The 13,564-nt window shown below is 60.5% G+C and carries 9 protein-coding genes; 5 read left to right on the top strand and 4 right to left on the bottom strand.

From position 1 onward, the window contains the following. Position 1: 1 nt before the first annotated feature. Complete coding sequence (locus SPITH_RS09890) at positions 2 to 373, bottom strand: response regulator (protein WP_014625521.1); 372 nt, start codon at positions 371 to 373, stop codon at positions 2 to 4. Between the two features lie 115 nt (positions 374 to 488). Then, positions 489 to 1,532, bottom strand: coding sequence for an endo-1,4-beta-xylanase (locus SPITH_RS09885; RefSeq protein ID WP_014625520.1), 1,044 nt, complete (start codon positions 1,530 to 1,532; stop codon positions 489 to 491). Between the two features lie 451 nt (positions 1,533 to 1,983). Between SPITH_RS09885 and SPITH_RS09880 the strand changes: the two genes are divergently transcribed. Continuing rightward, a complete protein-coding gene (locus SPITH_RS09880) occupies positions 1,984 to 2,730 on the top strand; it encodes a transglycosylase SLT domain-containing protein (RefSeq protein WP_014625519.1) in 747 nt (248 codons plus the stop codon). 10 nt (positions 2,731 to 2,740) lie between these two features. After that, entirely contained in the window at positions 2,741 to 4,645 is a 1,905-nt protein-coding gene (gene aroF / locus SPITH_RS09875) for a 3-deoxy-7-phosphoheptulonate synthase (protein ID WP_014625518.1), read from the top strand. 3 nt (positions 4,646 to 4,648) lie between these two features. On the opposite strand, the gene SPITH_RS09870 is transcribed toward aroF, so the two are convergent. Both SPITH_RS09870 and SPITH_RS09865 read right to left on the bottom strand, forming a co-directional pair. After that, entirely contained in the window at positions 4,649 to 6,073 is a 1,425-nt protein-coding gene (locus SPITH_RS09870; RefSeq protein ID WP_014625517.1) for a TP0584 family protein, read from the bottom strand. 107 nt (positions 6,074 to 6,180) lie between these two features. Beyond that, positions 6,181 to 9,606 carry a glycoside hydrolase family 2 TIM barrel-domain containing protein gene (locus SPITH_RS09865; protein ID WP_014625516.1) on the bottom strand — a complete coding sequence of 1,142 codons (3,426 nt, stop codon included), beginning with the start codon at positions 9,604 to 9,606 and terminating at the stop codon, positions 6,181 to 6,183. 384 nt (positions 9,607 to 9,990) lie between these two features. Between SPITH_RS09865 and SPITH_RS09860 the strand changes: the two genes are divergently transcribed. The 3 genes from SPITH_RS09860 (at position 9,991) to SPITH_RS09850 (ending at position 13,519) form a co-directional block, all read left to right on the top strand. Beyond that, positions 9,991 to 10,935, top strand: a complete 945-nt coding sequence (locus tag SPITH_RS09860) for an ABC transporter permease (RefSeq protein ID WP_014625515.1) — start codon at positions 9,991 to 9,993, stop codon at positions 10,933 to 10,935. Positions 10,936 to 10,949: 14 nt separating this feature from the next. Continuing rightward, complete coding sequence (locus tag SPITH_RS09855; RefSeq protein WP_014625514.1) at positions 10,950 to 11,819, top strand: carbohydrate ABC transporter permease; 870 nt, start codon at positions 10,950 to 10,952, stop codon at positions 11,817 to 11,819. Positions 11,820 to 11,881: 62 nt separating this feature from the next. Further along, a complete protein-coding gene (locus SPITH_RS09850; protein WP_014625513.1) occupies positions 11,882 to 13,519 on the top strand; it encodes an extracellular solute-binding protein in 1,638 nt (545 codons plus the stop codon). Positions 13,520 to 13,564 lie beyond the last annotated feature (45 nt).

Genomic DNA, 13,564 nt, shown 5'->3' with positions numbered 1-13,564 from the left:
CTTAATAGTCATCTTCGTGGGAGGGGCCGCAGTATCGTCTCAGGATCCTCTGGTAGTCTTCCCTGTGGAGCGGCTTGATGAAGACCTCGGTGACGCCCGCTTCCCTGAGCCTCGGGATCTCCGCCTCGTCGCTCGTGATCACGACGATGGGTACCTCTCTGTTCTTCTCTCGTATCTTACGGGCCACCACGTCTCCACGGTGACCCGGCATGTACTGATCGAGGATGATGAGATCATACTCCTCGGTGAGGGCTTTTTCCAGGGCCCTGATTCCGTCCGCCACGAGGTCGCAGTGTACTCCTGCGGAGGTGAAGAGGACCTCCACGATCCTTCGGTTGGTGAACTCATCCTCTGCGTAGAGTATGCGTCTCATCGCCCCTACTGTTATATCCCTTTTCCCGAGGCTTTGCAATTTAGTCCGGCTGTGTGCAAGCGATGGATGGGGATCCAGGGGAGGGGACGTGGATCCCACGCCCCCTCTCGATGGTCTAATTCCTGTCGGGGTGGTACGATTTCAGGATCTCCTGCATGGCGAAGTACACCGGTTTGGGAGTGAGCTTTTCGTCGAAGATGTGGGCGCTGCCGTAGCCGGGGAAACTCCCGGGGATCCAGCTGTTGGCGTCGGTGTATCCCCACATGACGAAGCAGGACACGTCCTCCTCAAGGGCGATCCTGAGGAGGCTCTCGTAGGTCGCCTTCTGGGCGGCTTCTTTCTCGGGGGTGACGGGGAGCTTGATGCGGACGTCCACCTCGGTGAAGGAGACGGAGAGGCCGAGTTCCCTGAACCTCTGGATGTTCGCCCGGAGGGCCTCCTCGTTCAGCGGGTGTTCGGCCATGAGGTGGAGCTGGAAACCCACGCCGTCGATCGGCACCCCTCGTTCCACCATGCTCTTCACCAATTCGTAGAAGGCGTCCCCCTTGATCGTTCCCTTGTACTCATTGTTGTAGTCGTTGAGGATGAGCTTCACGTTCGGATCCGCCTTGCGGGCCGTGTGGAAGGCCATGTCTATGTATTCTGGGCCAATGGCCCGGTACCACGGGGAGTTCTCCCGGAATCTTCCCTCATCGTCTATCACTTCGTTGCACACATCGTACTCGTAGAAGACTCCTTTGTAGCGGGTGAGGACGCCGGTGATGGTCTCCTCGAGGATGGTGATGGCCTGATCTCTGTCGTTCCTGCCCAGTCTGTTGATGAAGGGCGGGTTCTGGTTGTGCCAGAGAAAGGTGTGGCCCCTGAGCTTCATCCTCTGCTCTTTCGCGAAGTTCACGAGGTCGTCGACAGGGCGCCAGTTCCAGAGCGTGGGGCTCGGGCGGAGATACTGGAGCTTCATGATGTTCTCCGCCACCAGGAGGTTGAAGTTCTCTTGCAGGATCTTCGATGCCGTGGGGTCGAGAAGATCGGTGGAGGCGACGGCCACTCCGAAGAGGAAGTCCCGTCTGTCGGCCAGTCCGCGCATGGTCCCCGGCTGACAGGAGGCGAAGAGAACCAGGGCAGCCAGCCCCAGGAGGAAGATGGATCGTGACGTTTTCATCGATGCTCTCCTGATTTAAGTTTAATACCTTTATAAAGGCATTATACCATGTCCCTCGTGATACCGCCAGTGTAAATTCGCCGGCCCGGGAGGTGGGCCCGTCGGGATGTCCGACAGGTGGAGAGGGGCGTCCGGGATGATTTTTCATCAAGTTTTCTTCAGGGCGGCCGTTAATAGGAAAGACCTTCCTCCATGAATGGTGTGTAAACCGGATGTGAGCCCGCGGGATGCGGGCTCCTTCTCTCCCTCAGGCCGAAACGTCCTCTGCAAAAATCTTTAAAATCTCTCATATCTCCAGAATCTCCATGCTTGATCTTTTCGGGGAATAGGGGCATACTCACTTTACCTCACGGCCGCTTTTAGTATCTTTAATAGGGCAAAACGTTCGATTGCAGTGTGTGCTGTGTCACACGATCACCCCGGATGACACGCAGGGAGAGGATGCAGAACAATGAGACAGATACTCTTGCGTTGGATGGTGCTTGGGGGAGGGATTCTGCTCTTGAGTTGTACCGAGGTTCCCTATGTCCAGTCTCCAGGGGAATGGATGCCGCTCCCCCAGAGGGATGCGGTTTCCCCGGAGGACAGGCCGGTGATCCTCTCGCTCCTGGAGGAGGCCCATGAGGAGAGAGCGCCGGCGCTCTTCCTCTACCGGGAGGAGCTCACCCGGCCTCTGGTGGAAGACTTCTTCATCAACCTGACCGGCGACCCGGAGGTGGCGCTCCCGATCCTCCGGTACGCCGACAAGTTCGACGTCCCCCTTTTCCTTGCGTTCTCCCTCGCCTATGTGGAGAGCGAGTTCTATCCCTTCGCCGTGAACGAGAATCCCTCGTCGGTGGACAGGGGGCTCTTCCAACTCAATTCCCGCACCTTCCCCTTCCTCACCGAGGAGGAGTTCTTCGATCCCGAGATCAATGCCCGCTATGGGATCTCCTACCTCAAGTACTGTCTGGAAGAGGGGGGGAGCGAGGTCCTGGCCCTGGCGATGTACAATGCGGGGAAACATCGGGTCTTCACCAGAGGGGCCCCGGCCATGACGTTGCGGTACATCGACAAGTTCTTCGCCTATAGAACGCGCCTCGAAAAGGAGTTCTTCTCCTATCTCTCCTCTGTGATTCGTCCCACCGATCTCGAGCGTTTCTTCAAGACCGAGCTGGGGAGACTCCAGCCGGTTGACATGAGGAAACCTTCGCACTAACCTCTGGTGCATGGTCATCGTGCTGGAACGGGGGGTCTCCCCGGAGAAGAAGGCCCGCATAAGGGCGTTCCTGGAGAGCAGGAACCTGAAGGTCCGTGAGATCGTGGGTGAGGAGGAGACCATCCTCGGAGCGGTGGGACAGGTGACGGTGGACCTCAGGGAGGTGGAACTCCTTCCGGGTGTGGCCCGCGTGATCCCCATCACCAAGCCTTACAAACTCGCCTCGAGAGAGTTCAAGAAAACGGATACCGTGGTGACCCTGCGAGATGGGGTGCGGCTAGGGGGCAATCGGATCACGGTGATCGCGGGCCCGTGCGCTGTCGAGGGCAGGAACCAGATCCTGGAGGTGGCCCACCGGGTGAAGGAGTCGGGGGCCGTGATCCTCCGCGGCGGTGCCTTCAAACCGAGGACCTCGCCGTACTCGTTCCAGGGGCTGGGAGAGAAGGGGCTCGAGTACCTCAAGGAGGCGTCCGAGGAGACGGGGCTCCCCGTGGTCTCGGAGGTGGTGGCCACCGAACATGTGGACCTCCTGTGCCGGTATGTGGACGTGCTCCAGATAGGGGCGCGTAACATGCAGAACTTCGAACTCCTCAAACGTGTGGGCGCCACGGGGAAGCCCGTGCTCTTGAAGCGCGGTCTTGCCGCCACCATAGAAGAGTGGCTCATGGCCGCGGAGTACCTCCTCGCCCACGGTGCCGAGGACGTGATCCTCTGCGAGCGGGGGATCCGGACGTTCGAGACGTACACTCGGAACACCCTCGATCTCTCGGCCATCCCCGTGGTGAAGAAGCTGAGCCACCTCCCGGTGATCGTGGACCCGAGCCATGCCACCGGGATCCGCACCAAAGTCCCTCCCATGGCCCTTGCCGCAGTGGCGGCCGGCGCGGACGGGATCATGGTGGAGGTGCACGTGGATCCCGACCGGGCGCTCTCGGACGGCGCCCAGTCGCTCTATCCCGAGCAGTTCGAGAAGCTCATGAGGGATCTCGAGGCCCTCGCCCCGGTCCTCGGCAAGGAGGTGGAGCGCGTGCCCGAACGTCGGCCCATCCCCGTGGCGGCGGCTCCACATCCGGACCGTGAGGCGGGATCACTCCTGGTGGCCTTCCAGGGGGAGCATGGGGCCTTTTCGGAGAAGGCGCTCGCCCTCTATTTCGCGGATCGGAAGGTCTCGGGAGTACCGACTCCTTCCTTTTCCGCGGTGTTCGATGCAGTGCTCGAGGGAAAGGTGGACTATGGGATCATCCCCATCGAGAACTCGCTCTCCGGGTCCATCCTGGAGAACTACGACCTCCTCCTGCAGTATCCCGACGTGAAGATCGTGGGTGAGACCCAGATACGGGTGGAGCACAGTCTCATAGGGCTGCCTTCGGCGAGACTCGAGGACATAAAAAAGGTGTATTCGCACCCCCAGGGGTTCGCCCAGTGCGCCCGGTTCCTCGATCGGTTCCCCTCCTGGGAGCGGGTACCCTTCTATGATACCGCGGGTGCCGTGGCCTTCATCGCCCGGGAGGGCGACCCTTCTCTGGCCGCGATCGCCAACGAGGTGGCGGCCGGCTACTACGGGATGAAGGTGCTCAAACAGGGTATCGAGACGAATCCGAGGAACTATACACGCTTCTTCATCATCGCCCGGCTCGAGCACCCGGAGGTGCCCCGGCCGACCAAGGCTTCGATCAGTTTCCAGACGCCCGACCAGCCGGGTGCCCTCTTCAGGTGTCTCGGGGTGATCGCCGAGGCACAGCTCAACCTCAAGAAGCTCGAGTCGCGTCCCATACTGGGTAAGCCCTGGAACTACATGTTCTTCCTCGACATGGAGTTGCCAGAGGATCTCTCGGTCTTCCACCGGACCATGGAAGTGCTGGACGGGGTCGCGGAGAACCTGAAGGTGTTGGGGCTCTATCGGAGCAGGATCTAGACCTCACTCCTCTTCTATGCCGAGTCGTCTGAGCTGTTCCTCTTCCTCTTTCCGGGCGATGTACTCGTGGCGTTTCTGATTCGAGCGCTGCATGAGGGTCTGGATCTGTGAGACTTCGTTCTTGAACGGGAGGATCTTCTCCCGTTCGGTCCGCTGGAGCTCGGTCTTGAGATAGGTCTCGGTGGCCTTCAGCCTTCGAATGGTACGGGTCAGGTGCTCGAGGGTGCGGGCGAGGTACTCGAGGGCTTCGTCCTCCTGCCCCCTCAGGAGTTCGAGTCCCCTCTGCTGGAGTTTCCTCCGGTAGGTGTCCATGGAAGTGGCGAGGCGTGAGAGGAAGGCGCCGAATTCCCCCATGTCGAGGGATTCGGTGGTCTGTCTGCCCGTGGTGATGTCCACGTAGTCCAGCTCGAACACAGGGCCCTTTCTGTCGGAGTGGGTAAGGGAGATGATCCAGTCCTTGAACTTCTCCCAGAGGGTCCGCTTCCTGCCTGTATAGAGGGCGAGGTTCGCGTTGAGGATGCGTAAGGCTTCCCTGAGGGGTGTGGAGGTGGAGAGGAGGGTGGTGAGGGACTCGAGGAGGAGCAGGAGGAGCGCGTCTTCCTTCCGCCGCCTCTCCCGGTCTCTGTCTTCCCTGGGGCTTGCGAGGCGGGCGAGGACCTCGGCCCGCTTCTGTTCCGAGTGGGGTCCGAGGTCCTCTTCATAGATCTCCTGGACGAGGTCGCGGTAATAGGGCTGATCACCCATGGTCGCCCGGAAGTGGCGTTTTACGTGGGAGGCGAACTCCTGGGGCCCTGCGCCCGCAGGGGCGGGGTGCTGCAGGAGGAGGAGCTGACGGACGCGGAACTTGTAGGCCTCCCGATGGAAGAGGGAGAGCTCCCTGAGGAGGGAGAGGATGCGTTGTTTCGTCTGGGTGAGGGCGTCGAGGGAGGAGCCTGCGATCTTGCCTGAGAGGGTGTCGTTCCCTTGGCGCAGTTTCTGGACGAGGACGGCGGCATGACGTGTGGTGATGTCGGTCGAAGTTGCGGTGAAGGCCTCCCACTGGATGTAGTTCACGAGTTGGAGGATCCTCCTGATCCGTTCCAGGGAGAGGAACTCGATGGTGAACTGGTAGTAGGTGAGGAGGAAGTTGAGCTGTGTGTCGAAGGCGGCGAGCCTGATGCTCATCTGGTCTGCCGCTTCGTGTTCGGGGAAGGGGTCTCTCGGGGGGATCTCGATTTCCGCGGATCGCTGCTCGTACTGGTAAGGGTCCTCGTGCACCAGGCCCTTCTTGAGGAGCAGCTCGTAGACGGTCTTGTAGGCGGTGTGGAAGCTTCGCAGCTCGTCCTTCAGCCTGGGGAGGGTGGTGGTGTTGAGGTAGTGGGTGCGTTCGGTGAGGAGGTGTTCGAGCTGCTCGGTGAATTCCTGGAAGGAGACCTGATAGTCGGACATAGTGTATAGTATGTAAGAAAAGCGCGCAGGATGCAACGGAGGCAATGGTCCGGGCGGGCGTGTGGCGTGTGTGGCGATGATCTCCTTAGCGCGATCCCCACGCCCCTTCAGGGACCGGGGTCTCTTCCGAACCTGAACCAACCGAGGTCGAACGAGGAGCCGGGGAGGAAGACGAACGAGACATCCATGCGGCCTGCAGGGAGGGGCGGAAGGGGGTAGGTGCGTTCCACGGAGTCCACGGAGTAGGGGAACTCTATGAGGTGGACGATCCGTCGGTCTTCTTGCTCGAAACGGATCTGGATGCTGTTGTTGTCGGTGCGTGAACGGCCGTAGATGGTGAGGTTCTTCGGTGGTTCGTCGCCGAAATCGAGGTTTTCGAACGTGAGGGTGACGTTGTTTCCTATGCGTTCCACACCCTGCGAGGTGATCTCGCAGTCGTCTCCGTAGATCACGTCGTACTCGTGGGCATGGATGGTGGAGTAGGCCCGCACTTGGCGTTCGAAGACGAAACCCTTCATGTGCATCTTGGCTTCGGTGAGGAAGTAGAGCGACTGCACGCCTCGGAGCCTTCGTCTGAGGCGATAGCGGGCCTCCTGATACACATTCCAGACGGGGTCTTTCCGATAGATCACATCTGCGAGGAGCTCGCTCTCCGGGGCTTCGGGATGGCCTCGCCAGATCTGGAGCCGGTAGGGGTCGGCACTCAGGGCGAAGATGGGGATGGTGATGGTGTCCGACCCGTCGGGTCCGAAGTCGAGGTCGGTGAATCCCACTATGGTGATCCCATCCCGGGCGGTGGCGATGCCTTTCTCGTTCCCCGGCGTGACCTTCCCGTTGCTGTCGTCGTAGAGCCCTGCGGAGATGAAGGAGTACGGATCCTTGTGGAGTCGGCCGAAGCCCTCGGCCGTGCACTCGAGCTGGGAGATGAGGCGTACCGTGTCAGTGCCGTTTCTGCTGGTACACCGTACGAAGAAACTCCCGTCGCCGCGGGCGGTGACCACGGCCTCGAGACCTTCCGGCCGGACGAGGGCGAGGGGGGTCTCGATGCCGTTGGGGGTGACCGCCTTCCATTCCACCTCGCGGTACGAGGTGTTCTCCGGAAGGAGTCGCGCCTCGATGCGTACTGAGGGGGAGTCGGGGGTGAGCATCCGCGTCCCCTCGATCACCGTGAGTTCGATCTTCCTCACCGGGATCTCGTCTTCCCGGCCGGTGCGGCAGGGTTTCTCCTCCGCCCGGTGGATCACCGAGATGCAGTCGAGGTCGGTCCTCTCCGAGGGGACGGCGGTGAGGATGAGACGCGCGGGGGGGAGGTCCTTGGAGTGGACGACCATCTCGACGGGGCCCGTCTCCCTGGTGGCGCCGATGAGGGCCATGAGTTTCCCGTTGAAGAGACGCCTGCTCGTGGCATGGTACGAATCGTAGTCGGTGCTGTCGCCGTTGTCGAGCCCGAGAAGGCGTCCCGCCCCCCGAACCTCCACCCGCACCCGGTTGGAGGCATTCTCCACGGGGTTCCCCTCCGCATCGAGGATCTCTATGGTCACGAAGACGACGTCCCGGCCGTCGGCTTCGATAAACTCCCGTGAGGGGGTGAGCCTGAGTCGGGCGGGATCCCCGAAGGACCTGCGGACCGCTCGTGCCACGCACCTGCCCTCGTCGTCGTAGGCGAGGGCCACGAGCTCCCCGGGTTCGTAGGGGATCTTCCACCACCCTGTCTGCTCGGTGCCGTGCTGATGGTCTATGTCTTTGATCCCGATGAGGCGGCCGTTGAGGTAGAGGGCGATCCGGGGGGCGTTGGAGCACACTCTCACGTCGATGAGTTGTCCGGGGTTCCAGTCCCAGTAGGGGAAGATGTGGACGAAGGGATCACGTCGGTAGTCGGTCCATGCCGCTTTGTATATATAGAAGGAATCCTTGGGGAACCCCGCAGTGTCGATCTGACCGAAATACGAGTTCTTGGTATGATAGGGCGTGGGTTCCCCAAGGTAGTCGAACCCGCTCCAGATGAAGTGTCCCAGGGAGAAGGGGGCGTCCCTGTCGGCGGCGATACACGCCTCATGCGAAGGAGCACCCCAGCTCGTAGAGCTGTTGCCCAGTGCCGAGCACTGCTCGTCTTCCTCCGCCAGGATCGTGCAGTCGAAGGGGAAGTGGTATACCCCCCGGCTCTGGACCACCGAGGCGGTCTCGCTCCCGTAGATGACCCAATCGGGGTGGGCCTCGTGGTGTTCGTGGTAGTAGGCCTCACCGTAGTTGTAACCTATCACCTTGAGGATATCGGCGCATCGCTGCGCTCCCTCCCAGGGCATGTAGTTCGACCCCATGGTGACGGGGGCGTTCCCCTTGGGGTCGTGCTTCCGCACCTCGGCGGCGAGGAGGCGGGTGAGTTCCACTCCCCGCTCGCTCACGTGGGTGTCGTAGATTTCGTTGCCGATGCTCCACATGAGGAGGGAGGGATGGTTCCTGTCCCTCCGCACCCAGCTCGCCACGTCCCTTTCGTACCACTCGGGGAAGAATCGTGCGTAGTCGTATCGCGTCTTGGGCCGTTCCCACATGTCGAAGGCCTCGGACACCACGAAGAATCCCATCTCGTCGGCGAGGTGCATGAGATCGGGTGCCGGCATGTTGTGGGCCGTCCGGAGGGCGTTCACCCCCATCGACTTGAGGAGGGAGAGCCGGTGGCGCATCGCCGCCCGATTGAAGACCGCGCCCAGGGCGCCGAGGTCGTGGTGTTCGCAGGTGCCATGGAGCTTGGTGGGCATCCCGTTCACCAGCAGGCCGCGATGGGGATGGAAGGCGAGGTGGCGGAACCCCACGGGGGTGGGAATTTCCTCGATGATGGTTCCTTCGCCGTCGTAGAGGAGGGTGAGAAGGGTGTAGAGGTGAGGCGCCTCGGGGCTCCACAGGAGGGGGTCTCGTACCTCGAGAGATGATGCGTCGAGGGAGGTGTCCCTTGAGACCATCTTCCGGCAGGAGGAGACCGGTCTCCTCCGGTACCACAGGGTGTGCTCGAGGACCGCCTCCTGCGTGAGGTGGAGCTCGGTCTCGATCTCCACGCTCCACGTCTCTTCGCCTTTTCGCACTGTCACGTACACCCCATGGGTGGGGATGTAGCTCGCTCCCCGGAGGATGAGCCACACGTTCCGATAGATTCCCGCTCCCGAGTACCATCTGCTGTTGGGGGCCCGGTGCACCACCTTCACCACGAGCTCGTTCTCACCCTCCCTGAGAAAGGGGGTGATCTCGTGCTCGAACGAGGAGTACCCGTATTTCCAGTTGCCGGCCTCCCTCCCGTTCACGTAGAGGGTGCTGTCCATGTACACTCCCTCGAAGTAGAGGGACGCGTGCGTCGCTCGCCCCTCCCAGACGAGGATCTTCCTGTACCAGCCTGTCGAGTCCTCGTAGAGACGCGTACTGTCACCGATGAGCCAGTCGTGGGGGATCTCCACCGGGCGGAAGGAAAGCCCGTGCCACTCCTCGGTGCCGGGCGGTGTTACGGCGAACTCCCAGTCGTTGTTGAAAAGTTGCATCCGGTTCATGGGTGGTATATACTCCCTTTGTGGACCTTCGTGGATGGGGGATATTACATCAGAAAGGAGATGTCCGCACAACCCTGCAGGCACCTCGCAGGCGGGCCGGCCCCCCCACAAGGGTTACACGGTCATCGGGTTGTCCTCTTGTCTGTCGATCCTCTGTCCGGGAAGGCGGCCGTGTCCTCCCCACGCCCGGAGAGCCGGAGCGTTAGATTTTTATAGTGGATGAAGTTGTACACGAGGGACGTCCCCTGTTCGCGTGCCCGGCAGGACGAGGGGCGGAGAGGAGGAGGGAGAGGGAGAAGCCGGTATTGTTTTGACAGACTTATTAAAGGTATTTTAAAAAATTTTTTATTGACAGGATCGAAAACCTGGTACTATACTGGTGACATGAACAGAACGCCGAGTATAGCAGTGAAGACGAAGGATTTGAGGACCTATCTGAGCAAGTACTGGACGCTCTATCTCATGCTCCTCTTGCCGATGCTGTACTTCTTCATTTTCAAGTACATCCCTATGACCTATATCCAGATCGCCTTCAAGAAGTACAGCATAGTGAAGAGTCCCTGGGAGATGCCCTGGGCCGACAATCACGGGTTCGAGTACTTCATAATAGCCTTCAAGAACAAGGACTTCCTCCTCGCGCTCCGCAACACCCTCATGCTCAACTCCCTCGATCTCCTCTTCGGGTTCCCGGCGCCCATCATCCTGGCCCTCATCCTGAACGAGCTCCCGTACCGCCGCTTCAAGAGGGTCACCCAGACCATCGCCTACATGCCCCACTTCCTTTCATGGGTGATCATCGCCGGGATGGCCCTCCAGCTCCTCGCCCCCAATACGGGCCTCCTCAACATCTGGCTGAAGAAGCTGGGAGCCGGTCCGATACCCTTCCTCAACGACCCGAACTACTGGGTCGGTACTTATGTGGCCCTCGGGATCTGGCAGAGCGTGGGATGGAACACCATCATCTATCTCGCGGCCATGACGAGCATCAACCCGGAGCTCTACGAGGCCGCTGCCATAGACGGGGCCGGGCGGCTCCGCCGTATTTGGCACGTCACCCTGCCCGGAATACGTCCCACCATAGTGATCCTGCTCATTCTCTCCCTGGGACATCTCATGGGGAGCTACTTCGACAGGCCCTACGCACTCCGTAATCCGCTGGTGAAGGACGTCTCGGATGTGATCGCCATCTTCGTGTACAACTATGGCATCCGGGGACTCCAGTTCTCCCTCACCACGGCGGTGGGGCTGTTCCAGTCGGTCATCAACGTGATGCTTCTGGTGCTGGCCGATCGTCTGGCCAAGCGATTCGGTGAGCGCGGTATCCTGTAAGGGGAGGTGTGAAGATGAGAATGTCACGGGATTCGAAATATCTCGATTATATCGCGGTCGCAGTGAGCATCCTGGTCATCGTCGTGTGTCTCCTGCCCATGCTCAATCTGCTGGCAAGGTCTCTGAGCGATTCGGAATATCTGGTGAGGGGAGAGGTGGGTCTCTGGCCCAAGGGGCTCAACTTCGAGGCCTACCGTCTCGTGCTCGAGGATACGAAGTACACGTGGGCCTTCGTCTGGACGGTCATCATCACCGCGGCTGGGACCATGCTCTCGCTCTTCATGACGGCGATCTGCGCCTACCCGCTCACCTACGATCATCTCAAGGGACGGAGCGTGATCATGTCCCTCATCCTCTTCACCATGTACTTCAATGCGGGTACCATCCCCATGTACCTGCTCCTCAAGGACATCAGGCTCCTGAACCACCCCCTCGTGCTCATCGTGCCCTACTGCCTGAGCGTCTTCAACATCATCCTCATGAGGAACTACTTCTATACGATACCGACGAGCCTCCGGGAGTCGGCGGAGATGGACGGTGCGAACCCGGTGCGCATACTCGTGAGCATCTACCTGCCGCTCTCCCTGCCGATCATCGCCACCCTCGCGCTCTTCTACGCGGTAGGGAGGTGGAACACCTATTCGGATGCCCTCATGTTCATGAACAAGCGAGAGTTCTATCCCATCTCCCTCCTCCTCTACTTCCTCATCCAATCGGTGAGCGAGGTGGAGACCTACTCCCTCGAGGGAAACATCCCACTCGGTCTCAGCGAGAGTCTCAAGGCGGCCGCGGTCATGTTCGCCACGGTGCCGATACTCCTGGTGTATCCGTGGCTCCAGCGTTACTTCATTCAGGGGGTGACTCTGGGGTCCATCAAGGAATAGGAGGGGCGTTCCGCCGCACCGTTGTGTGCGGCTTCTATCATCTTATATCATAGGAGGATACCATGAAAAAGGCATTGATCGTGCTTCTGTGCCTCCTCACGGCGGTCTCCTTCGCCTTCGCGGAAGGACAAGGAGAGAAGGGCGGCGAGGCCGCGCCGACGGCGGGCACGGAGGAGCTGGTGAACGGCCGTTTCACCACTACGCGGACGATCACGGTGGAGATCTGGGATCGCGGTGGTACCCCCGCCGACGACAACATCTGGACCGACTACATCAAGGAAGGGATGCTCCGGGATCACAACGTGGAAGTGATCTTCAAGCCCGTGCCGCGCTGGCAGGAGGTGCAGGTGCTCAACAACCTGCTCGCTGCGGGTGAGGCCCCTGACGTGTGTTACACCTATGACTATCCCACCATCCAGACCTATGCGAACATGGGCGGTGTGTTGGATCTGGCTCCGCTCCTCGACCAGTACAAGCCGCAGCTGAAGGCTCTCTGGGATCTCCTGGGTGACGAGTTCATCTACTTCGATCAGGATCCGGTCACCGGCACCCTGTGGGCCATCGAGGGGATCCGCAAACCGATCACCGGCACCGTGACCTTCATCCGTCAGGACTGGCTCAAGAAGCTCGGTCTCAAGGAACCCAAGACCCGTCAGGAGTTCGAGAGGACGATCAGGGCCTTCCGTGACAATGCGGAGACGCTCTTGGGCAAGGATGCGGACAAGATGATCCCCTTCCTCCTCACGGTGGACGTGGCCTGGTATGCGAGGAATCTCATCTGGTCGTTCATCCCGGACAAGATCTCCGACGAGGAGTACTACATCTATGGATTCGACGACAGGAACCTCCTCCACCCGGGAACCAAGGAGGCCATCCGACTCCTCAACAAGTGGTACAACGAGGGCCTCATCTGGAAGGACTTCCCCCTCTATCCTGTGGGTGATCCGACCCCTGACAACCTCGCGAAGGCCGGGTATGTGGGGGCGTTCATCCAGAACCACGACTATCCGTACCGCGGTGGTGAGGACTCGATCCATGCGAACCTGAAGAGGATCGTGGGGCCCGATGCGGCGTTCGTGGCGATCGATACCTTCAAGAACGACGGCGGCAAGTACAGGAAGTACTCCGGAATCCCGGTTGACCGCAAGATCTTCTTCCCCGCTTCCAACAAGGAACCGCTCGCATCGCTCCTGTACGTGAACTGGATCAGCGATCCCGCGAAGCGGCGCTTCCTCCAGATCGGACAGGAGGGTGTGCACCACGAGGTGCTGGCCGATGGGACCATCCGGATGCTCAAGGTGGAGGGCGAGCTTGCGATGCACGGCCCCTTTAACTACGACTACACCATCACCCTCAACGGTCTCGATCTCGGCGATCCGGAGATCACCAGGAAGTCCATGGCCCTCGGCTATCCCGAGGTGGAGCCCGAGTACATCGTGCGCTCCCTCGATCTCTGGTCGAAAGATCTTCGCCTGATCAAGCGGTTCAACGTGGGAGAGATCAAGGCGGAAGAGGGGATGGGTCCCGCCCTCTCCGAGAAGCGCAACAACCTCCTGGTCCAGGCGGTCATCGCCAAGCCTTCGGACTTCGACAAGGTCTTCGATCAGGGTATGAGGGATTACCTCAGCTCCGGAGGACAGGCCATCATCGACGAGCGAAAGGCCAAGATGGAGCAGTTCTACGGCTACAAGGCGAAGTAAACCCCTGTGTATGCACTACAGAGAGAGGGGAGCGAACGCTCCCCT

Source organism: Spirochaeta thermophila DSM 6578 (assembly GCF_000184345.1).
In the GTDB taxonomy this organism is placed as follows: Bacteria; Spirochaetota; Spirochaetia; order Winmispirales; family Winmispiraceae; genus Winmispira; species Winmispira thermophila.
Note: the sequence above shows the minus strand (reverse complement) of the source record. Positions and strands in the feature narration are given on the sequence as shown.

Bases quoted from the DNA above. Each gene is read 5' to 3' on its own strand.
- SPITH_RS09890 (WP_014625521.1), bottom strand. From the start codon at position 373: ATGAGACGCATACTCTACGCAGAGGATGAGTTCACCAACCGAAGGATC.
- SPITH_RS09885 (WP_014625520.1), bottom strand. From the start codon at position 1,532: ATGAAAACGTCACGATCCATCTTCCTCCTGGGGCTGGCTGCCCTGGTT.
- SPITH_RS09880 (WP_014625519.1), top strand. From the start codon at position 1,984: ATGAGACAGATACTCTTGCGTTGGATGGTGCTTGGGGGAGGGATTCTG.
- aroF (WP_014625518.1), top strand. From the start codon at position 2,741: ATGGTCATCGTGCTGGAACGGGGGGTCTCCCCGGAGAAGAAGGCCCGC.
- SPITH_RS09870 (WP_014625517.1), bottom strand. From the start codon at position 6,073: ATGTCCGACTATCAGGTCTCCTTCCAGGAATTCACCGAGCAGCTCGAA.
- SPITH_RS09865 (WP_014625516.1), bottom strand. From the start codon at position 9,606: ATGAACCGGATGCAACTTTTCAACAACGACTGGGAGTTCGCCGTAACA.
- SPITH_RS09860 (WP_014625515.1), top strand. From the start codon at position 9,991: ATGAACAGAACGCCGAGTATAGCAGTGAAGACGAAGGATTTGAGGACC.
- SPITH_RS09855 (WP_014625514.1), top strand. From the start codon at position 10,950: ATGAGAATGTCACGGGATTCGAAATATCTCGATTATATCGCGGTCGCA.
- SPITH_RS09850 (WP_014625513.1), top strand. From the start codon at position 11,882: ATGAAAAAGGCATTGATCGTGCTTCTGTGCCTCCTCACGGCGGTCTCC.